The 20,162-nt window shown below is 39.8% G+C and carries 18 protein-coding genes; 7 read left to right on the top strand and 11 right to left on the bottom strand.

The window, feature by feature from the left end; genetic code table 11:
* Positions 1 to 84: 84 nt before the first annotated feature.
* Positions 85 to 1,341, top strand: coding sequence for a helix-turn-helix domain-containing protein (locus SFC47_RS07970; protein WP_411253740.1), 1,257 nt, complete (start codon positions 85 to 87; stop codon positions 1,339 to 1,341).
* 82 nt (positions 1,342 to 1,423) lie between these two features.
* Here the strand turns inward: SFC47_RS07970 and SFC47_RS07975 are convergent, their stop codons facing one another.
* On the bottom strand, positions 1,424 to 3,100 hold the full coding sequence (locus SFC47_RS07975) for a M4 family metallopeptidase (protein ID WP_411254088.1): 1,677 nt from the start codon (positions 3,098 to 3,100) through the stop codon (positions 1,424 to 1,426).
* A 261-nt stretch (positions 3,101 to 3,361) separates the two neighbouring features.
* Between SFC47_RS07975 and SFC47_RS07980 the strand changes: the two genes are divergently transcribed.
* The 3 genes from SFC47_RS07980 to SFC47_RS07990 all read left to right on the top strand — a co-directional run bounded on the left by SFC47_RS07980 (position 3,362) and on the right by SFC47_RS07990 (position 5,124).
* Complete coding sequence (locus tag SFC47_RS07980; protein WP_411253741.1) at positions 3,362 to 3,874, top strand: hypothetical protein; 513 nt, start codon at positions 3,362 to 3,364, stop codon at positions 3,872 to 3,874.
* Positions 3,875 to 3,893: 19 nt separating this feature from the next.
* On the top strand, positions 3,894 to 4,442 hold the full coding sequence (gene sipW, locus SFC47_RS07985; protein ID WP_411253742.1) for a signal peptidase I SipW: 549 nt from the start codon (positions 3,894 to 3,896) through the stop codon (positions 4,440 to 4,442).
* A gap of 73 nt (positions 4,443 to 4,515) precedes the next feature.
* Positions 4,516 to 5,124 carry a TasA family protein gene (locus SFC47_RS07990; protein WP_411253743.1) on the top strand — a complete coding sequence of 203 codons (609 nt, stop codon included), beginning with the start codon at positions 4,516 to 4,518 and terminating at the stop codon, positions 5,122 to 5,124.
* Between the two features lie 45 nt (positions 5,125 to 5,169).
* Here SFC47_RS07990 and SFC47_RS07995 read toward each other — a convergent pair whose 3' ends face one another.
* The 4 genes from SFC47_RS07995 to SFC47_RS08010 all read right to left on the bottom strand — a co-directional run bounded on the left by SFC47_RS07995 (position 5,170) and on the right by SFC47_RS08010 (position 12,180).
* Positions 5,170 to 6,417, bottom strand: a complete 1,248-nt coding sequence (locus tag SFC47_RS07995; RefSeq protein WP_411253744.1) for a helix-turn-helix domain-containing protein — start codon at positions 6,415 to 6,417, stop codon at positions 5,170 to 5,172.
* Between the two features lie 105 nt (positions 6,418 to 6,522).
* Entirely contained in the window at positions 6,523 to 10,713 is a 4,191-nt protein-coding gene (locus SFC47_RS08000) for a S8 family serine peptidase (RefSeq protein WP_411253745.1), read from the bottom strand.
* 244 nt (positions 10,714 to 10,957) lie between these two features.
* Entirely contained in the window at positions 10,958 to 11,407 is a 450-nt protein-coding gene (locus SFC47_RS08005) for a hypothetical protein (protein WP_411253746.1), read from the bottom strand.
* A 14-nt stretch (positions 11,408 to 11,421) separates the two neighbouring features.
* Complete coding sequence (locus tag SFC47_RS08010) at positions 11,422 to 12,180, bottom strand: hypothetical protein (RefSeq protein WP_411253747.1); 759 nt, start codon at positions 12,178 to 12,180, stop codon at positions 11,422 to 11,424.
* Between the two features lie 154 nt (positions 12,181 to 12,334).
* Between SFC47_RS08010 and SFC47_RS08015 the strand changes: the two genes are divergently transcribed.
* Positions 12,335 to 12,670, top strand: coding sequence for a zinc ribbon domain-containing protein YjdM (locus SFC47_RS08015; RefSeq protein ID WP_411253748.1), 336 nt, complete (start codon positions 12,335 to 12,337; stop codon positions 12,668 to 12,670).
* Positions 12,671 to 12,708: 38 nt separating this feature from the next.
* On the opposite strand, the gene SFC47_RS08020 is transcribed toward SFC47_RS08015, so the two are convergent.
* The gene (locus SFC47_RS08020) at positions 12,709 to 13,551 is read right to left on the bottom strand and encodes an aldo/keto reductase (RefSeq protein ID WP_411253749.1); all 843 of its coding nucleotides are present in this window, start codon (positions 13,549 to 13,551) and stop codon (positions 12,709 to 12,711) included.
* Entirely contained in the window at positions 13,548 to 14,786 is a 1,239-nt protein-coding gene (locus tag SFC47_RS08025) for an MFS transporter (RefSeq protein ID WP_411253750.1), read from the bottom strand. Before SFC47_RS08025 ends, SFC47_RS08020 begins: the two co-directional genes overlap by 4 nt.
* 175 nt (positions 14,787 to 14,961) lie before the next feature.
* Here SFC47_RS08025 and SFC47_RS08030 point away from each other — a divergent pair, with 175 nt between their 5' ends.
* Complete coding sequence (locus SFC47_RS08030; protein WP_411253751.1) at positions 14,962 to 15,330, top strand: winged helix-turn-helix transcriptional regulator; 369 nt, start codon at positions 14,962 to 14,964, stop codon at positions 15,328 to 15,330.
* Positions 15,331 to 15,697: 367 nt separating this feature from the next.
* A complete protein-coding gene (locus SFC47_RS08035) occupies positions 15,698 to 16,138 on the top strand; it encodes a cell wall hydrolase (protein WP_411253752.1) in 441 nt (146 codons plus the stop codon).
* A gap of 34 nt (positions 16,139 to 16,172) precedes the next feature.
* On the opposite strand, the gene SFC47_RS08040 is transcribed toward SFC47_RS08035, so the two are convergent.
* From SFC47_RS08040 to SFC47_RS08055, 4 genes are all read right to left on the bottom strand, one after another.
* Positions 16,173 to 17,180 carry a FecCD family ABC transporter permease gene (locus tag SFC47_RS08040; protein WP_411253753.1) on the bottom strand — a complete coding sequence of 336 codons (1,008 nt, stop codon included), beginning with the start codon at positions 17,178 to 17,180 and terminating at the stop codon, positions 16,173 to 16,175.
* The gene (locus SFC47_RS08045; RefSeq protein WP_411253754.1) at positions 17,177 to 18,187 is read right to left on the bottom strand and encodes a FecCD family ABC transporter permease; all 1,011 of its coding nucleotides are present in this window, start codon (positions 18,185 to 18,187) and stop codon (positions 17,177 to 17,179) included. The genes SFC47_RS08040 and SFC47_RS08045 overlap by 4 nt, the downstream gene beginning before the upstream one ends.
* A gap of 68 nt (positions 18,188 to 18,255) precedes the next feature.
* The gene (locus SFC47_RS08050) at positions 18,256 to 19,179 is read right to left on the bottom strand and encodes an iron-hydroxamate ABC transporter substrate-binding protein (protein ID WP_411253755.1); all 924 of its coding nucleotides are present in this window, start codon (positions 19,177 to 19,179) and stop codon (positions 18,256 to 18,258) included.
* The gene (locus SFC47_RS08055) at positions 19,130 to 19,975 is read right to left on the bottom strand and encodes an ABC transporter ATP-binding protein (protein ID WP_411253756.1); all 846 of its coding nucleotides are present in this window, start codon (positions 19,973 to 19,975) and stop codon (positions 19,130 to 19,132) included. The genes SFC47_RS08050 and SFC47_RS08055 overlap by 50 nt, the downstream gene beginning before the upstream one ends.
* Between the last annotated feature and the right edge of the window lie 187 nt (positions 19,976 to 20,162).

Below are 20,162 nucleotides of genomic sequence, written 5' to 3' on the forward strand. Positions count from 1 at the left end.
AATTAAGTCAATATACTTTTGGCAAGGCAATGAATAAGCCGATAAACTAGGGATAGCGTACTAAGGTTGTAAGGGGAGATCTACATGTCAGTTGGGGAAATTATTAAATTTTATCGTCAAAAAGATGGCCTTACTCAAGAGGATTTAGGCAGGGGAATATGTTCCGTTACGCATGTGAGTAAAATTGAACGAGGACAAACTCCCTATGCAGAAGAGATCATCTCACTATTTTCAGAACGTTTACAGATCGATATTAATTCAGAGGTCCAGCGTTTTGAAAACCTTGGAAATCAGCTCCACTACTGGCATAAGATGATCATCATGCGGAGGATGAAGGAAGTAGAGGAAATCAAAAGGGAACTGGAATCCAACCCGATTATTGGGTCTTCCTCTTATGCTGCCTTGTATTACTTGCTGCTCGCAAGGTATTATCTGCTGAAGCAGGATTTCAAAATGGCCTATGCATTTTTAGTTCATGTTCAAAGCGACTATCCTGACCTTCCTGCGTACGAAAGGAATTTGTACCGGCATGTATGGGGAATTTATTACTTGATTGATAACAGGAATTCCAAAAGTGAAAGTTACCAAAAGGCGATTACCATCTTAAAGGAAATTGATCGAGATGAATATGGTAATCATGAATACTATTACCATTTGGCGGCGGCTTATCAATGGATGAATTCCTATGTATTGGCCTATGCCTATGCAGAAAAAGCATTGAGATACTATAAAGAAATCGATAACTTCATGGGAGCCATAATGGCAGAATCCATCATGCTTATTTCAGTTGGCAGCAATACTGAAACAGATTTCCCAGAGGTGGAGGCAGCGTATCAAAAGTTGATTCATAATTGTGAGTTACTAAATATTCCTGACAAGAAAACAATGCTGTTAAACAATCTGGGCTATGAGTACTACAGAAGAAAAGATTATCAGAATGCCAAAAGGTTTTTTAAGGAGTCACTTCGTCTTGTGGAGAAGCCTTCTGTTTTATACCTTCAGCGCTGGTTTAATTATTTAAAATGCTGCTTAGAAGGCAGGCTTATGCGTAAGGGTGAGCTGCTTAAACATGCAAAAGAAGGACTGTCGATGGCCAAGAAGCTAGACACCAAAGTGTATAAAATTGTATTCAAGCTTCTAATTCATCGAATAGAGGAAAGTGATGAACACTATTATCAATACATAGAAAGAGAGGCACTTCCGTACTTTATTTCCAGTAAGAGTGAAATGCTGAAGAATAGGTACGGGAAAGAACTATACCATTATTACGTAGAAACTGGGCAGTACGAAAAAGTAATAGAAGTTGCCAATCTGCTTATTGGTTCCATTCAGGCGGAATAATCTTATATAAAAAGAAAAAAGCCATGACCGAGGTTTAGTCCATCGTTCATGGCTTTTGGAATTTTAGGATTAGGTTTTAGTTTTAGTTCACACCTACAGAAGAATAGGCATCCATAACTGCTTGGGTTTCAGGAGATGGTGCACCATTTTTATCCGGATGCAAGTCACGTGCTGCATGAATAGCTGCTTCTCGCATGTCATGGAAACCAGAAGAAGGTGTTAAGTAAAGAGTCAGCGCACGGTAATAGATTTTTTCTGTTTTCGACTTGCCAATTCCTGTAACGGTAATGTCATTATTGGTACCGCCTTGAGAGATTAAGTAGGCCGCTTTATTGTTGATTCCACTGTTAATGTGTACACCGCCATTGTCTTCGGTTCCTAAGTAACGATCTTCATAATGATCCGGATAGTAGCCGGATTCTGTTAGGGATGTTTTTTTCGATGCAGGGTTGCTCATTGAACGGAGCCCGCCATCACCAGGAATGTTAGGTGTGGTAATATCTTCACCCAGTTCCCATTCTACTTCTGATGTTGCATACATTTCGGCAAAGTTTCCTAAGATGTCAGCTAGTGATTCATTGAGGGCACCGGACTCGTTCTCATAAATTAAGTCTGCAGAGTGTTCAATGACCCCATGCGTCATTTCGTGGCCGGCAACATCTAAACCGCCTGCAAGGGAGTTATATTTAATTCCATCCCCATCTCCATACATCATTTGCTTTCCATTCCATCCGGCATTATTCCATTTAACCCCAATATGGACTGTATTGATTAATTTCATACCATTATTGTCTAAGCTGTTACGCTTGTGGATCACTTGATAGTACCTATTTACTTTATCAGAGTTAAAATGTGCAGAAATCGCAGCTGGGTCATAGAAAAAGTTAGTAGAATTTTTTGTTGATACCTCATAACCAGTAAATCCAAAAATGGCACCTAGCATGTAGACAAACTCTTCCATCCGCTGCGCCGAAAAAGTGGAAATCGGAACACTTTTACTTCCTAAGATAGAAGCGCCGTGCAGGTAACTTGTCCCCGTTGCTAAATCTTTTCCGACTGGGAAGGATTGCATCGTTCCATGCAAGTCTAAGCCTCTGCCAGTCACGGGAGTTAATGCTGTTTCATCAATTCCATGGATTTTGTTAAAGCTATTCACAACTTCCCCGCTGTTCGCATCGATAAAGTAATGGAAGTATCCAGGAGCAGGATGAGAAGTAGATGCTTTTACTAGGTAAGTTAAGTGATACTTTCCTTTAAATGGATAAATCATTAATTTTGAGTCGATGCCGTCATAGTTTTTAACTTCCCCGATTTGTGCTTCAACTCCCTGCTTAGCAATACCAATGGCATCCTCTGGGGAAAGTGAAGCTTCTGTTGGAATAAGGGTACGAGCCAGGTTTTGTGTAACCTTTCCAATCAATGCATATACGTTGTTGTTGGCATCGAGTGCAACCGTCTGACCTGAACCGTATATTGGAATTCCTTTATATTGCTCGATAGTACGTACATGGTATGTACCTGTTGTGCTATCACTTTCGTCTGAGACAATTTTGAATTGTTCACCTGGATCTGCTAATTTCGTCATTGTTGCTTGTACCTTTGATTGAAGAAATGCTTTTACCACATCCTGTTTACTTAAGCCTTCTGCATTAAATAGTATGGGAGCTGAAGTGGTTGTTTCACTAGCAAAGGTGCTGACTGGAAATATTCCTCCTAATGCAATGGATAGTGCCAATAGAGCAGCTGCCTTTTTCCTCATATTTTTCCTGATTTTCTTCTTCAATAAAATCCACCCTTTCTAAAAGACATGTAGTGTGTTGGTACAATCCAAATTATTATGAATATTCGAAATAGAATCAATTGGGTTATTTTTTTGCCATTTTTTCTGTACTTATCCCTATTGGTTTGTTCATTCGACAAAATTCCTTAAGAATTCTCCAATGAATTAACCCGATAACAATATTCTGATAACTCTGTGATAATAAGGGCAAATAGAGTTGTTCACGAGGTGAGTCAAAGAGTGAGAAAAACTTTTCATCAAACTATTATCTTTCCAAGCTTATGCTGCCTTTTCTTTTATACAGGGAATCTACTAGTAGGAGAAACAGAGGCTAAATTTTCTAGTCAAGTTAGAATTGAGCCCATCGAGATATCTGCTGCAATGGTTTTCCCATCGACGATCAAGCAATTAGAGGGTTCTGCAGAGGAGATTGTTATGAGGATGAAGGAAACCTATCATAGTACCCTAACCGCTGAACCTGGCGGAACATTAGAAGAATTACAGGTCCAACTCTCTCAAATCACAGCTGGTATTGAGGAGCTATACATCCAAATGGACAAGCTGCATCGAATTCATGAGGAAATGTCAGTCTATCAAAATAACATCCAAGATCATGGTCAATTTGAATATGTCGATCCGGGGTTTCGTACAGTGGATGGTCTGTGGAATGAAGTGCAAGCTTCCATTGATTTTTCAAAATTAGAAGCTATACGGTCTATGTTTCACCTAAAAATAATAGAGACTCAAAAATAATAATAAGCAGGTGTTTAAAATGGCAAAAAAACTCCAGAAGGCAGTGAGCAGGATTCTTAGTAGTATGTTCATCATAATAGTTTGTTTGTTAGCACTTGTCGTTCTTTCTTCTAGGATATCAGGAGGAACTCCCACGATATTAGGGCATCAAGTGAAGGCAGTATTATCAGGATCAATGGAGCCAGCCTTTCAAACGGGTTCCATCATTGCCATTCAAATAAAAGATCAACACTCCTCTTATAAAAAAGGAGATGTGATTACATTTCAAATGGATGGAAAATTGATTACGCATCGAATCATTGATGTGAAAAAACAAAATGGACAAGCAGTCTATAAAACAAAAGGCGATAACAATGATGGTGCAGATAGGTGGAGCGTTACACCACAAAATGTAATTGGGATGTATAAGGGCTTCCATATTCCTTACGTGGGATATGCGCTAAACTATTCAAGTTCAAAACTAGGATCAGCATTACTGTTGTTTGTCCCTGGCCTATTATTACTGATTTCTGCCATTCGGTCGATTAATGGGGCAAAACAAGAGCTGGAAGCAGGAAAGGTTGGTTAGCTCTCCTATGTATCTACAAAAAGTACATAAGAGTTTAATATATTTTACTATTTTTCATGAGGAGGAATGGAAGATGAGTTTTACAAAGAAGGTAAGTCAAGGGGTTATGAGTGCTGCGCTGGGGTTATCGCTAATGGGTGGAGGAACATTTGCATATTTTAGCGACAGTGTTGAAACACAGAACACATTTGCAGCCGGGGTATTAGACCTAAACTTAAATCCAAGCACCGTTGTCAATATTGACAATATCAAGCCAGGAGATGAAATCTATCGTGAATTTACACTAGAGAATAACGGTACGCTGGATATTAACAAGGTGTTATTATCGACCAATTACAGTGTGGAAGATGCAAAATCGGATAACAGTGATGATCTAGCGAAGCATATTAAAGTAACGATTATGTACAATACAAGCAGTGCTACCAATCCAATTGTCGAAACAACACTATTTGATCTAACATCTCAGAATCCAGATTTAACAGCAATTGACCTCCTGAATAGTACAAGACCTGACGGAATCCCTGCTGGTGAAAAGGAAAAAATCTTCGTGTTATTTGAGTTTGTAGATAATGGACAAGATCAAAATCAATTCCAAGGTGATAAATTAAAGGTAGATTGGACCTTTAATGCAGAGCAGACAGCCGGCACCTATTACGATGATACAGATGAGAATAATAATTAAATAGTAAGAAGAAGGACTGGCGGTTTTTCGCCAGTCCTTTGTTGATTAGTTCTGTTCATAGTGGTTATGTTTGCCTTGAATAAGGGAATTTGCCAATTCCAATGCTCTTTCTACCTCGCCTTTTTTATACAGGTATTGAAAAAGCTTTTTCTCAAAGTAATCAATTAAGATTCTATAGCCCATTTTTTTAAAGTAGGGAAGGGCGGTGGTCTCAATGCATTGATAATAGTTTTCTTCCTCATCATTTAATAAATAGAGATGAAGCTGGAAATTAATCCATTCATTAGACTTTGAACTTTGAGCTAATTTCAATCCTTTTTGCGCTTTTTCCTTTAATACTTCTTTTGAAACTAGATTTCCTGCGTGGCAGCTAAATATATACCGGTCTAAGGTTGTTAAATAATGCGGAGAATGTTCATCAATGAGTTTAAATGCCTCGGTATAGCACTCAACTGCCTTTTCGTATTGTCTTCGCCGTGAATATTCAAATCCGAGGTTATGATAGAGCTTTGCTTTTCGTTCAACCGCATTACAGGTGTCACACATTTTCAATAGTTTTTCATAGATTTCACATGTTTCCTTAAAATCATGCGGTTCGTTGGAATTCAATTGAATAAGCATCACCATCTCCGTATCAATAATTCGAAGCATGTTCAACGTATTACGGAAATAGCGGAGTGCTTTTTCAGCATAATAATAGGCCCTTACTGGTGAATTAATGGAGTGGTAGGCAATCGCCAAATGGTAATAATACTCCAAGCGATTATATTGTAATGGATCAATAGTAGTTAACACATCTACACATTCCTGGTATTGACCGGATAGAAAATAGTAGATTCCCCGTACGTGCTTTAACATATTACGATCATGCGGCGTATACGCGGCTTCACCTCTTTGTAAAAAGTCAATAATTTGTTTGGCCCCGGCTAATTGGATAAGTGATAAGTGATATCTAGCAGATAGTAACAAAAAATATACATTAAATTCCTGCAGTTGAATCAGCTCATCTTTTTCAAGTTCGTTCTTAAGAGCCTTAGATTCCCGGAAATTCTGCATAACGATTGCATCATGCCATTGTTCGAGCTTCTTAGAAAGGTTATGGTAACGGGCCATTTCTACCTGAGGGTCAATGTTCAACTTTCTAGCCAGCAACTGAGTAATTTCTTCTGAGTACTCCGTGATACCGCGTTCAATTTTACTTAAGTGCGTCACAGAACAGATACCTTTTACAAGCTGTCCTTGTGTTAATCCAGCTTTTTCTCGATAAAATTTAATAATTTTCCCCTCGATCATCTTACACCTCTACGCTGCTCTATTTTCTTACTATTATACAAGATTTTCTTCTATGTAAAATACGAAAGCGGAAGAAAAAATCTTCCACTTTCGAGAGGTATCCTATTACTTTCCTTTTGGTTCTAAACCAATCATTTTTAAGAAGTCCGCCAAACCTTTTTTCCCGATGGTTTCTTTTGGTTTGTTGCCGTTTCCTGCTTTAGGACCCACCGTTAAAAAGTTTTTCTCAATCCATCTTACATCGGTTTCATTGACAACGCCGTCCTGATTGATATCAAGGTTTTCATTTTCAGGATTTTGTTTACCGTAGTTCTCGACCGCATCTTTGACGTCGCGTATATCAATGACTTGATCACCAGTCACATCACCGGCAAAGCTGATGGAAGGATTGATTGACTGGTAAGTACCAAAATACTCGCCTGCAGCAGGCATGCTAAGCATCTGATTTTTATATTCAATCGTATGTCCTGGAAGCTCCACGTAGATACTATGAGCTTTGCTTGAGACAGGAACTACAATCTCAAATTTACCGGTTTTCGACAGAATGCTTCCTGGATAGATGCTGCCATCTGCATCCTTTGCGTAAACCTTTGCTTTTAATTTTGTCATATCATAGATATTCTGAATATACGATTGACCAGGTACTAAAAAGGCCTCCGGCTTAATAGAGCCGGTTACAACTGAATGCTTTGGTATTACATTAAATGTGTTAAGACTATATCCCGGGATCGTCGTAACAGCTGTCTCATTAGCCTTTTTATAGGATAATGATGTTAAGCCAAAAAACATTCCTTTTGAATAAGACTTATCATCCACCACTTTATAAGTAACATCTAGGAATGGCATATCACCGTCTAAACCTTCAAAGTTTTCTCCTGATAAGGCAGCGCCAACCTTTGCCGATGCCTTAGTAGTTATTGGCTCATCTAAAGTGATTGCCACTCCGTTATCTTCTGCCAGTGAGGCGAATTTCTCGTTCACTTTTACCCCTTGGAATTCAAAAAATCCCTGCACAAGTTGTTGGAGCTCAAATGTACCGCCAATGAAATTCTTCACGTTATTTAAATCCAGAGTAACAGTGATCTCATCACCTAATTTAACGCTGTCCTTATCGTAGCGAAGCGTTGCATGCTCTGTCCCTTCTTTCATGAAAACATACCTAGGGGAAGAAACAGAACTGTAGGCGGCAGTACCCAGGTCCCAAGGGAAGATTCTCAATTGATATGGATTTGGTGAATATTCTTCAGGTAAAACACCAAATTTTGTAGTACCCTGATCGTCCAGTCGCAAAGTGCCGCTAAAAAATGGTGAACCATGTTCGTAGTAACCAGCCGTATTTGTTGTTTGGGTATAAGGGAATCCTTTTGATTGCAGCAAATCAATGGTTTTATCGGTTATTTGACCGTGTACCCAAAACGCCCGCTGTCCATCTTCTTCTGTTAACATGCTGTCATTGATTTCAATGACGCCTGGTTTAATATTTAGATTTACTTCAGGCGGCGTATTATCGACAATTCCTAGACTTTCATAATGATATTTCTTTCCGTCAGCGTCTGTGCTAATCATTTCAAGCACGTATTCGCCTTCAGGAAGTTTTACAGAATAATCAGCAACTGGCTGGTCTTTTTTGTTTGTGAATGGATAAACAGTTCCTCTAAATCCAGCAAAGATAGCATATTCTTTATCCGGCTGTGCATTGGTTCCGTCATACGTGCCGATGATTCCGACAGCCTTCCCTGTTTTAGCGTCTTTCACGATTAAATCAAAGTATTCCATCGGGCTCTTGAATTTAAAGGTGATGTGCGTACCTGGTGCCAGATATTGATGCATCGGTGTATCGTTCGTTACCGAAGGACTTAATGGTGCAGCAAAGTCAATCCCTTTATCAGTCACTCGTATAGCAAACGGAATTTGGTATGTTTCAGTTGAATTTGCTTCATTGGTTATATGAATATAGCCTTCATAACGACCTATTTCAGCACTTTGCGGTACAACGATCCCTGCATTGAATTCAGTTGAACTTCCAGCACCGACGGTTACGGTGTTAGGAACAGTTAGTTGAATGTTATTTTTTACACCATCCTGAACGCCTTTTCTAGCAGTATGATATTCTACCTCTACTTTGTAGGTTTGTTCATTGTCTCCCTTGTTCGTAACCTTGATATTTCTGCTATCTTTGATGTCAGCATTGTCAAGGTAGTGGTTACCAAAGCTGATTGATCCTGTGATTTCGTCGATTTCAACATATTCTCCATTTTCAACATGGGTTGTTTTGTCTAAAACTTGAAGTGATACCTTTGAATGAACGGCTTGATAAGCATCGACACGTCCGGCACCAACTTCAAAAACAGAGTAATCATGTTTCAAATCATCTGAGGTATTCATCAGTGCTGTTTTTACTGCAAATGGGTCCATGTCTGGATTTTTTTGAAGCATGAGTGCTGCTACACCTGCGATATGCGGAGTAGCCATAGATGTTCCAGAAATACGAGCATAGGCTGCGCTATAATCTACATCATCAGCTGGATTGTTAACGAATTCCGGATAGGTTGAAAAAATGGAAACCCCTGGTGCTGTTAGGTCAGGCTTTATGTCGTAATTTGAGTTAACCGGTCCGCGTGAACTGAAATCAGCTAATGAATCTCCTTCTGTTTTTACGGAGGTTAATTGATTAAAGGTTAATGCTGTTTGGCCTTTTAAGTATTCTCCATCACTATTTGAGAGCTGGAAGGATGGGATGAATTTTATACTCTCTCCGAGATAAACTGGAATCTCACCTTCAACATTGTTGAAAATAATGACACCAACAGCTCCGGCATTTTTCGCATTTTGGATTTTTACATCAAAGGTTAATTCTCCGCGCTCAATGAGAGCAATTTTACCGCTTACGTTCGTTAATTCTTCTGGCTTACCAAGCCCTGCATCGACAAGGGGATAGGTTTGGCCTTTGAAGCTGGTTAAGTCGTCAGAGAAATTCTTTCCTAATAGTTTCATAGATCCAATCGTTTTTTCACCTGCTGAAGCAGAGAACGTTGGGATTGAAATGGCAGAATCACTCGCTCCTACCGTGATACCAAAGGCACTTGCTCCCGGGGCACCCAAGGTTTTTTCATTCGGCCCTGCATTTCCGGCAGCCACAACAGAAACTACTCCTGACAACATCGCGTTGTTAATCGCGACGGAAGTAGGGTATAGAGGATCGTTAATAGAAGCACCTAATGATAGATTAATGACATCCATGCCGTCTTGAACAGCCTTATCAATTCCTGCCAATACACCCTCGGTCGTACCCGAGCCGTACGGACCTAATACCCTGTAGGCATATAAATCAACATCAGGCGCAACCCCTTTAACGGCATAATCAACAGGGTTATTTTTCCCAGCAGCAATCGTACCTGAAACATGGGTTCCGTGGGAAGTGTAGAAAGCTCCGCCTGTAGCAGGATGGAATTCAGGGTTATTTGTTGCTTTCCATTCTTTATAGGTTGTTTCCATCGGGTCCGCATCATTGTTAACAAAATCCCAGCCCTTTACGGAGGAAGGATCAACATTTTTCGGGTCTACTCCTGTTTGGGCACGGTAGCCTTTATAGGCACCCGCTAAATCTGGATGAGAATAATCTATACCAGTATCTAATACTCCAACTTTAATTCCTTTACCCGTGATGTTTTCCGCATGAAGCTTGTCCACTCCGATTTGGGGAATACTATCGGCCATTTTTGGCTGAACTTTTAAAGTTTCTTCAGAAGGCAGCTCTAACTGAACTTGTATATCGCTCCAAATTCTTTTTACAGCACCAGAATGAAGGAGCTCCTCAACGGCTAATCCAGGCAGGGTCATAGATACACCATTAAAAGCCGATTTATATTCATGTTTTATAGTTATTTTGCTAGAGTCATACATCGTTCCGCTTTTTCTAGCTTTAAGGGTGTTTACATAGTTTTTGAAATCTTTATGGGAGGCGTTTACTTTTTCTTTTGCAGTGGATAGTGATAGCTTTTTACCTTTGTAACTTTCCTTTTTTACTTCTACTTGTGCCGGAGCTTGGTTAAACTCGACAATTACATTTACTAGCTCTGTTGTTTTTGTATTAATGTCAGGAGAAATAGAAAATCCTGGACCAATTTCAAGCTGTTCCAAAGCTTTCCGCTCTTCTTGTGAGAGTCCAGATAAAATCTTTACTGCTTCATCCATGGTTACGGTCTGTTTTTCAGCAAATACATTAAAAGGAATTGAAGCGGAAAGTAGTAAACCTGTGGCGAGTGCACCTGATAGAATCTTTTTGCTTGGTTTCATGTTTGTCCCCCCAAAAAACTAGTTGATAGAATAGTAGGAATATTTCCTAAGTCTATCGTAATGGGAGGGGAGCATCGTGTAAATTGGGGTAATGAAAGCAGTCATTTATCCCTAGATTATATCCAATACATGTTTTTTTGCTCATAAAAACTTTTCTCGTACTTGTTAATAACAAAATTATAGGAATATAGTCTGAGAATGTTTATTCATTATTACCCCGAATTCTGATTGGACCAAGGAGAGCCTACGAGGATTGTCCAACTGTGAGAGCCTGATATTTCCAGAGAATCTCTTTAATCGGGTGGGCCAGGGTTTCCGTACATTGAATGATCACCAAAATTTCAGCTTCCTTTTTAGGATTAAGGGTATGGAATTTATCTTTTTTTAGAAAGTAATATATACAATAGCCAATCGTAAAGCCAATGATAACGAAAATCAAACCCCAAATAATCGGTCCCCACGCTAAAACAAATCCGATACTTGCCCCAATTACAGCACTTCCGGTGGCGCTTGCCATTCCAGCCTCAAAAGAATTTGAATGAATATCTTTCGTCCTTCCGACAAGCGGCACTTGTTGTGGCTCGTTATCCATATAGATGACGAGGATTTGATCGGCTTTGACATAACTGCTTTCAAGCTCTGATAAAGCCTGCTCCAATTCAATAGATTGTTTAAAGGTTGCGAAAAGATTCATTTCAAAACACCTGCTTAAGGGAATAATCTGAGCTTTGTGCTGCGGTATCTTTTTGTGAGTTCCATGCGTTGGGAAAGACGGTATAATTTATTGTGTTCCACACCTGTAATATAGGCATGATAAATGGAGCCTCCCATAACAGATGGCATAAATAATAACCAGTGAGGATGTAGTATAGCAGTCGATTTTTGAAGGTTACCTAATACAAGTGCCAATAGAGATTCATGTAATCCTGATAGTGTGAGATACACCCACCACCAGAAAATCGCGTAAAAGGCCAGTCCAAATCGGTGGATGTACAATTGGCCTAATCCTGGAAAGAAAAAGGAATAAAGAACGCCAATTATTGGTCTTTTCCTCTCTAGGTATTGAATTTCGGAAGAGAATATACCCATTCGGTGCTGGGTAACGGCTTTCTGCTTTGTCAATTGATATAATTTGTTTTGGTAGAAGGCAGATCGATAGCTATCCCATATGGCAACCAAATATATAACTAAGTATCCGAATGCCCATCTCGGTTCAATCACAGACTTTGCCAGGTCAAAATGTCCGCAAAAGGAATGGACCATTGCTTCATTAATATGTGCAAGCGTATTAATCGTTACCTCGGAAAGCGTTAATAATGTTGCTCTTATGTATTGATTGAGTAAGTAGTGGCCAAAACCTGGAAACACAGCTGACCACCATGCGACCATGATTGGGTTATGCTCCTGTAGATGGGTTATACCAAATAAACTAAGTTTGTAAAGAGGTGGATGGTTTTGTTCCATCATTTCCTGCACCTGCTTTTTTCAAGATTATTTTAGATTGTGAAAATCTAGTACATTTCATTCATCTGTAAAAAGGTTTAGAGGGAGGCTTGTCTCTTTGAAAGGACTATGCCAAAATATAAGCAATTCAACAGACTAAGAATGGAGGAAATTATAGTTGTCTAATTTGCCAAATTGCCCAAAATGTAATTCTGAATATACATATGAAGATGGAAGCTTGTTGATCTGCCCAGAGTGTGGTCATGAGTGGAGTTTAGAAGCTGCAACTGAAGAAGAAGTGAGAGTTATTAAAGATGCAAATGGGAATGTTTTAAATGATGGTGACACAGTAACAGTTATCAAGGATCTTAAAGTAAAGGGAAGTTCATCGACATTAAAACAGGGTACGAAGGTGAAAAATATTCGTTTGGTTGATGGCGACCATAATATCGACTGCAAAATTGATGGTTTTGGCGCCATGAGTTTAAAGTCAGAGTATGTTAAGAAAATATAAAAAGAGGCGCACCTTGGTCGGGTGCGCCCTTAAATTTTTTAAAAATCAAAGTTATCAGGGTCAGGACCGACACGATGATTTTGATTTAAGCTGTTAATTTGCTCCATGTCTGCTTTCGTTAATTCAAAATCAAAAAGATCAGCATTCTCAATTATTCTATGTTCTTTCGTTGATTTAGGGATGGTGACAACTCCGTTTTGCAGATCCCAGCGTAAAATAATTTGAGCTGTCGTTTTGTTATATTTCGCGGCCATATCATGTAGCAGCGGGTTATCAAATAATTGACCCTGCATTAAGGGTGACCAAGCTTCAAATTGAATTCCATTTTTATCACAGAAGGCTTTGACTTCTTGCTGTGTTAACCTAGGATGGTATTCAACTTGATTAACCATTGGTTTTATTACAGAATCCTTCATTACATCCTCAAGATGATGAACTTGGAAGTTACTTACTCCAATTGCTCTTACTCTTCCCGCTGTATAAAGAGTTTCCAGCGCCCGCCAAGCATCCTTATATTTCCCTTCTACTGGCCAATGAATAAGGAATAAATCTAAATAGTCCAGACCAAGCTTTGCTAAGCTGGTTTCATAGGCTGCTATCGTCGATTCATAACCTAAGTCAGCATTCCAAACCTTTGATGTAATAAATAATTCTTCTCTTTTAATTCCGTATTCTGTCATTGCTTCCCGAATGGCTTGTCCAACGCCTTCTTCATTTCCATAAATAGCAGCAGTATCAATACTGCGATACCCTTGTTTAATCGCAAATTTTACAGCATTCACTAATTCTGGACCTTCCTCAACCTTAAATACTCCAAGCCCAAACCAAGGCTTTTTTACACCATTAGATAAAGTAGTTGCTGCTTGTAAGTTGTTTGTCATTTTACCTGAACCTCCAATTTTTGATTTGAAAATGAACACATGTTATTTGTTACGGTTTTGTCTTTTTCTTCAAGCTTTCGACTCAAGCCCGTAAGGAAGACAGCGCCAAGAACCATCAGGGCTCCAATCCAAGTGGTGTGGATCAGTCCAATTGAATCAGTTATGACACCACCTAAGTAAGAACCAATAGCAATTCCTGCATTAAACGCGGCGATATTAAGAGCAGAAGCCACGTCTTTAGCGCTTGGCACATACCGCTCTGCCAGCATGACCACATACACTTGTAAACCAGGTACGTTCATAAAAGCCAGCAGTCCCATTAAGAAAATAGTAATTAATCCAGCTATTTTAAAAGGTGCTGTAAACATTAAAATAAATAACACAACTGCTTGAATGATAAACATATAAAATAGTGCCTTAATCGGATTTTGATTGGATACCTTTCCTCCAATCATATTTCCAATTGCAATTGCAATCCCATAGCCTAGCAGGATGGCAGCTACCGTACCTTCTTTAAAGCCTGTGATATCCTGCAGGATTGGAGCTAGATAAGTAAAGACAACAAACGTGCCGCCATACCCTAAGGCAGTAATGATAAAAACGAGTAAAAGCCGGCCATTTGTCACTAATTTTATTTGTTCATTGAAAGATGTTTTTGTCCCTTTTCGTAACGCAGCGGGTATTAGGATACTGTTAGCAATCATAGCAATGACACCAACTATAATGATCAGGATAAATGCCATCCTCCAGCCAAATTGCTGACCAATAAAGGTGCCAAGCGGGACTCCCGTAACGGTTGCAACAGTTAGTCCTGTAAACATAATGGAGATTGCGCTGGCTCTCTTATTTTCCGGTACTAAATCAGCTGCGATGGTAGAGCCGATTGACATGAATATCCCATGTGAGAGAGCAGAGATAACGCGCGCCGCCAAAAGAACGCCGATACTCGATGCGCTTGCCGCAAGACCATTCCCGATAATAAAAATGACCATGATCCAAAGCAATAATGATTTACGTGACATACTAGAAGTAAGAGATGTCAGAATTGGTGCCCCGAAGGTAACTCCAAGTGCATATAAGGAAACCGTTAAACCAGCAGTTGTAACGGGTATTTCTAAATCATTTGCAATCAGCGGTAAAAGTCCGACACTGATAAATTCAGTGGTTCCAATTGCAAAGGCACTAATCGCTAATGCCAGCAGTGCAAACATACTTTGTTTATGATTGAAAGACATATGTTGTCTCCTCCTTATGAAATTTTTTGAACGATTTGCTTGTTACAGCTCAATCGATAAATGTTATTATGAGATATGGTGTGAAATAAGTGAAGTACGCACTTTAAAGTGATATAGATACTTAAAAGTAATATAGGTACTTTTTAGTTCCTATCAATAAGGAGGAAATGACGGTATGAAGCCAAAGAAATACAATATATCTGTAGAAGCGACACTGGAAGTAATCGGAGGAAAGTGGAAGTGTGTGATCCTCTGCCATTTGACGCATGGAAAAAAGCGGACAAGTGAATTAAAACGTTTAATGCCAGACATAACGCAGAAGATGTTAACACAGCAATTGCGTGAGTTAGAGGAAGATGGAGTCATTAACCGAATCGTTTATAATCAAGTTCCGCCGAAAGTAGAGTATGAGTTAAGCGAGTATGGTGAGAGCTTAAAAGGGATCTTAGATTCCCTATGCGCATGGGGTGAAAAACATATTTCCAAAGTGTATGGAAGTTTGGATGTATTAGAAGAGAACGTCCTTAATGAACATCTGAAATAATAAAAGGCGGGAACAATATAGACGGATGAATTCCGCTTATTTAGTAAATAGCATTGAAATTAGCTCAAATAGACGGAGAGATTCCGTCTATTGCCTCAAAAAACGTGAAAAAGATTAAGTTTGCAATGAATAAACGGAAAACCTCCGCCTATATCCCCCGATACGAGCTCTATTTTTCAATTAGCCGGAAAACTTCCGCTTATTTTCCTTTCTGATACTAAGAGGGAAAAGCCAATCGGAATGTCAATTCGTCAAAGCGCGTGTTCCAAGAAAAGCATTTCAAAACGGAACCTTTCTGAGGATTTTATTTAAAAACTAAGAACATGATTGCAGGCTATTTTTCATACTATATTATGGAGGTGAAAATATGCCAAGAATATCTTACCGAAGTTCAGACGTTGACTTGATGGCAAGGATGATGCGAGCAGAAGCGGAAGGTGAAGGACAACAAGGCATGCTGTATGTTGGAAATGTAATTGTTAACCGTGTTGTAGCAGATTGTACGGACTTTAAAACATTGACAAATGTTGAACAAGTCATTTTTCATGTACAAGGAGGAAACTTTTCTTTTGAGGCTGTTCAAAAAGGGAATGTTTTTTATCAAAGAGCAAGAGAAGCTGAAAGAAGATTGGCGCGGCAGAATTTAGATAGGTGGAGGGAGCACCCAGCGAAATATTCCCTTTGGTACTTTAACCCATATGGCCCTTGCCCGCCGACATGGTACGACCAGCCTTTTACGGGTCAATTTAAAGAACATTGTTTTTATGAACCCAAACCTGGAACCTGCGATAGTGTTTATAGAGGATAACATAGAAAAAACGCTCAGATTCTTGAGCGTTTTACTATTTTTTCAATAAAAGATACATGAAATATGGAGCACCAATTAATGCCACCATAATCCCTGCTGGAATTCCTGCAGAGTCCAAGAGATTCCGTCCGATGGTGTCAGCAAACATTAGCAGCCAGCCGCCAATTAAAATCGCAACAGGGATAAACAATTGATTTCTAGGTCCCACGAGCGCTTTAGCCATATGCGGCGCCATTAATCCGATAAAGGAAATTCCGCCTGTCACACTAACCGCTGAGGCGGCAAGGGCAACGGCTGTAATTAGTAATACAATTCGTTCCTTTTCAATCGAAACACCGACGCCGATTGCAACGGGTTCACTTAAACCAAGCAGGTTTAACCGATTGGCCTTATATAGGGTAAAAGGGATCAGTACAACCAGCCAAGGAAGGAGTGCCCAGATAAACGGCCAATCTGTCCCCCAAATATTTCCGGCAATCCATTTGGCAATAAAATCAACTTTTGCCCGCTCTGCAGAAGAGATAAGGACAATCATTGCACCGGAAAATGCCATTGAAAACCCGACCCCAATGAGGACTAACCGCACCGGCTGCAATCCCTCTTTTTTGCTATAGGCGAATAGATAGAGAAGGACAGCAGTCACCATGGCGCCGATAAAAGCGACCACAGGAATCATATAAGTAAACGAACCTGAATCAATCGGAAAAAATAAGAAGAATATTGTTACAGCGACACCTGCGCCGGAATTAATCCCAATAATCCCAGGGTCAGCTAAATCATTACGGGTAATTCCTTGTAGTATAGCCCCCGATAGAGCCAAGGCCATGCCAGCTAGTAAAGTAATGATGAGCCGCGGCATTCGAACGGAAAATAAAACGAATTCCTCTTTGAACGTCCCTTGGCCAATAAGGGTTGGCAGCAGCCTGTCAAAGGAAAGAGCAGCATAACCGAGACACAGCCCAATTATCATCGTAACAACAATAAGTGCCAGTAAAATAAATAAAATAATTCTTTGCTTCTTAATTAAGGAAGGCTGGATCATGAGAATGCTTTTCCTCCTTTACGAACAATTACAAGGAAGAACGGTAATCCTAGTGTTGCGACAATGGCTGCGACAGGTGTTTCAAATGGTGCGTTAATGGTTCGGCCAAGTGTATCGGCAAAGAGCATAAATGTGGCCCCGCTTAAGGCAGACATGGGAATAATATAACGGTAATCCGTACCCACAATTGCCCGAACAACATGGGGAACCATTAAACCGATAAAAGCCATATTCCCGATTAAAGCAACGGAAGCTCCTGCTAATAAAATGATGGCTATAAAAAGGATTGCCTTTATTTGGTTCGTTTTTTGCCCTAATCCAACGGCGACCTCTTCGTTTAGGCTAAGAATCGTGAGCTGCCTTGAAAGAAATTGAGAGACTAGTAAACCAATAATTATAAAGGGAACAATGATTTGGAGCTGGCCCCAGCTGGTTCCAACCATTCCTCCAGCCGTCCACATTGAGACATTTTTTGAAATTTTAAAGGTAATCCCAATTCCTTCTGCAATCGCATACAGAAAAGCCGAAACAGCTGCCCCTGCTAATACAATCCGCAGTGGAGAAAAGCCCCCTTTTTTCATTGCCCCAATCCCGAATACCATCAGTGTTCCAGCAGCTGCTCCAATAAAGCAGGCAATGGTAATGCCAAAATAGTTGGCGGAAGGGACGAAGGCGATGGCGATGGCAAGTGCAGCATTAGCCCCCGCAGTCAGCCCTAATAAACCGGGATCAGCAAGGGGATTCCTGGTGATTCCTTGCATAATTGCTCCGGAAACAGAAAGAGCAGCCCCGACCACGATAGCGGCAACCTCACGAGGCAAACGTATTTCACGGATAATCGAAATCTTTTCACCCTTTGCATTAGAAAAAAGGGCCTGCCATACATCCTTCAGTGAGATATCTGCTGCTCCCATCACCATGGAAAATACAAACATCGCAGCAAATACAACCATTCCGATGATTAGTTTATAGAGAAAAGGGATAGATCGTCGTTTTTTATTCGTCATAAGTCTCTCATCTTTTCTTTCTTAGAATAGGGGAAAGAGGAATTCTAGGAAGAATCCCTCTCTTCATATTAGTTACCTAAAAATGATTTCTTAATAAATTCCAGCTGCTTTTCGAGCGTAACTGGATCACTGAAGGAAGCACCTTGACCATTCATTTCAAATACGCGGTTGTTTTTTACCGCAGGAATGTTTTTGTACGTTTCAGTTTCTTGGAAAGAAGTATCCGCATCTGAGTATTTGCTTAGGACTACATAATCTCCTGCATACTCAGGGATCACTTCAGTGGATAAAGCAAAGTAGCCTGATTCTTTCGCAACTTCTTTTACCTTTTCTGGCATTTCCAATTTCATTGCTTGATAGAGAATTTCTGTTCCGCGTGCAAAGTTGTCGCCAAATACATATAAGTCTTTTCCGTAACTTTCAATAACAGAAACGGTCGCATCTTCACCGATTTTCGCACGAATTTCTTCGCCTGCAGCTTCTGCTTCTTTTTTGAACTCATCTACCCATCCTCTAGCTTCTTTTTCTTTATTTAAGAGTTTCCCAATTTCGATGTGCTGTGTTAGGTAGTCTACTTTACCCCATGTGTAAGTTACAGTCGGTGCAATCTCACTTAACTTATCTACGTTTTTAATATTAGAAAGACCAATGATTAAGTCTGGTTCTAACTCTATAATTTTTTCAAGGTCTTCATCGGAAACCTCTGCAACGTCCTTCATTTCTTTTTCAAATGTCGGGTTGGTCTTTGACCACACATCAGCTCCGACTACATTTACGCCTAAGTCAATGACATTACCAGTAAAGCCAGATAGAAGAATCACTCGTTGTGGATCAGCTGGAACTTCAATTGGTCCGTTTTCCGATTGATAGGTAATGGTTTCTGATTTCTTATCATCTTTAGCTGCAGTGTCCTTTTCTTTAGAAGTATCGGTACCGCAGGCGCTAATAATTAACGCTGCGAGCAGTATAAATGGCAGTAGTAGTTTTTTCATGTTTTGTTTCTCCTTTTAGTAGATTGTAAGTTACGCACATTGGTTTTCCAGTACGAGGGTCGTGTCCGATTACAGCGTCAATATTGAATACCTTTTTTAACACCTTATTGTTGATGACTTCCTCGCAATTTCCTGCTTTTACTATTTCACCGTCTCTTAGGGCAATGATATGATCCGCGAAGCGGGCTGCTTGATTTAAATCATGAAGGACCATGACAATCGTCCGTTTCTGATCTAGATTTAATTTTTGCAGGAGTTCCAAAACTTCCAGCTGATGGGCCATATCCAGGTAGGTGGTAGGTTCATCAAGGAAAATAATTTCTGTTTCTTGTGCTAATGCCATCGCAATCCAAACGCGCTGGCGCTGTCCGCCTGATAGGGCGTCTACAGGACGAAACTTAAAATCAATCGTTCCAGTGACCTCAAGAGCCCAGTCAATCACTTCATAATCTTTTTTCGTTAAGCGGCCAAAGCCCTTTTGATAAGGGAAGCGGCCGTAAGATACAAGCTCGCCAACTGTTAATCCGCTTGCACTTTCTGGTGTTTGCGGCAGGATTGCCATTTGTTTAGCGAGAAGCTTTGTATTTACCTTTGAAATATCTTTCCCGTCTAAAAGAATGTTTCCTGATTGGTGGGAGATGATCCGTGTAATTGCTTTAAGTAAGGTGGATTTTCCGCAGCCATTCGGTCCGATTATCGTAGTAATCTTGTTATCTGGAATTTCGATACTTAAGTTTTTGACAATTAAACGTTCACCGTAACCAATACTTATTTCATCTGTAGATAGGCGAACCATGGTAACCCTCCTTTATGTAATTGAGAATTAATTGATAATGATTATCACTGTCGTTATGACCTAACTATAAAGGTGAGTGATAATGATTGTCAATTACAATTTTGTGAAAAGTTTTTAAATATTCGATGGTGTTTTTTTACATTAGGCTCAACAATTTATTTCTAGAGGTTTGTCATACATTTTTTTT

Origin of the sequence: Neobacillus niacini, from assembly GCF_046591715.1 — a bacterium.
Taxonomy (GTDB): Bacteria; Bacillota; Bacilli; order Bacillales; family Cytobacillaceae; genus Neobacillus; species Neobacillus niacini_L.

Excerpts from the sequence above, each read along its gene's own strand:
- SFC47_RS07970 (WP_411253740.1), top strand. The coding sequence starts at position 85 with ATGTCAGTTGGGGAAATTATTAAATTTTATCGTCAAAAAGATGGCCTT.
- SFC47_RS07975 (WP_411254088.1), bottom strand. The coding sequence starts at position 3,100 with ATGAGGAAAAAGGCAGCTGCTCTATTGGCACTATCCATTGCATTAGGA.
- sipW (WP_411253742.1), top strand. The coding sequence starts at position 3,894 with ATGGCAAAAAAACTCCAGAAGGCAGTGAGCAGGATTCTTAGTAGTATG.
- SFC47_RS07990 (WP_411253743.1), top strand. The coding sequence starts at position 4,516 with ATGAGTTTTACAAAGAAGGTAAGTCAAGGGGTTATGAGTGCTGCGCTG.
- SFC47_RS07995 (WP_411253744.1), bottom strand. The coding sequence starts at position 6,417 with ATGATCGAGGGGAAAATTATTAAATTTTATCGAGAAAAAGCTGGATTA.
- SFC47_RS08000 (WP_411253745.1), bottom strand. The coding sequence starts at position 10,713 with ATGAAACCAAGCAAAAAGATTCTATCAGGTGCACTCGCCACAGGTTTA.
- SFC47_RS08005 (WP_411253746.1), bottom strand. The coding sequence starts at position 11,407 with ATGAATCTTTTCGCAACCTTTAAACAATCTATTGAATTGGAGCAGGCT.
- SFC47_RS08010 (WP_411253747.1), bottom strand. The coding sequence starts at position 12,180 with ATGATGGAACAAAACCATCCACCTCTTTACAAACTTAGTTTATTTGGT.
- SFC47_RS08020 (WP_411253749.1), bottom strand. The coding sequence starts at position 13,551 with ATGACAAACAACTTACAAGCAGCAACTACTTTATCTAATGGTGTAAAA.
- SFC47_RS08025 (WP_411253750.1), bottom strand. The coding sequence starts at position 14,786 with ATGTCTTTCAATCATAAACAAAGTATGTTTGCACTGCTGGCATTAGCG.
- SFC47_RS08030 (WP_411253751.1), top strand. The coding sequence starts at position 14,962 with ATGAAGCCAAAGAAATACAATATATCTGTAGAAGCGACACTGGAAGTA.
- SFC47_RS08035 (WP_411253752.1), top strand. The coding sequence starts at position 15,698 with ATGCCAAGAATATCTTACCGAAGTTCAGACGTTGACTTGATGGCAAGG.
- SFC47_RS08040 (WP_411253753.1), bottom strand. The coding sequence starts at position 17,180 with ATGATCCAGCCTTCCTTAATTAAGAAGCAAAGAATTATTTTATTTATT.
- SFC47_RS08045 (WP_411253754.1), bottom strand. The coding sequence starts at position 18,187 with ATGACGAATAAAAAACGACGATCTATCCCTTTTCTCTATAAACTAATC.
- SFC47_RS08050 (WP_411253755.1), bottom strand. The coding sequence starts at position 19,179 with ATGAAAAAACTACTACTGCCATTTATACTGCTCGCAGCGTTAATTATT.
- SFC47_RS08055 (WP_411253756.1), bottom strand. The coding sequence starts at position 19,975 with ATGGTTCGCCTATCTACAGATGAAATAAGTATTGGTTACGGTGAACGT.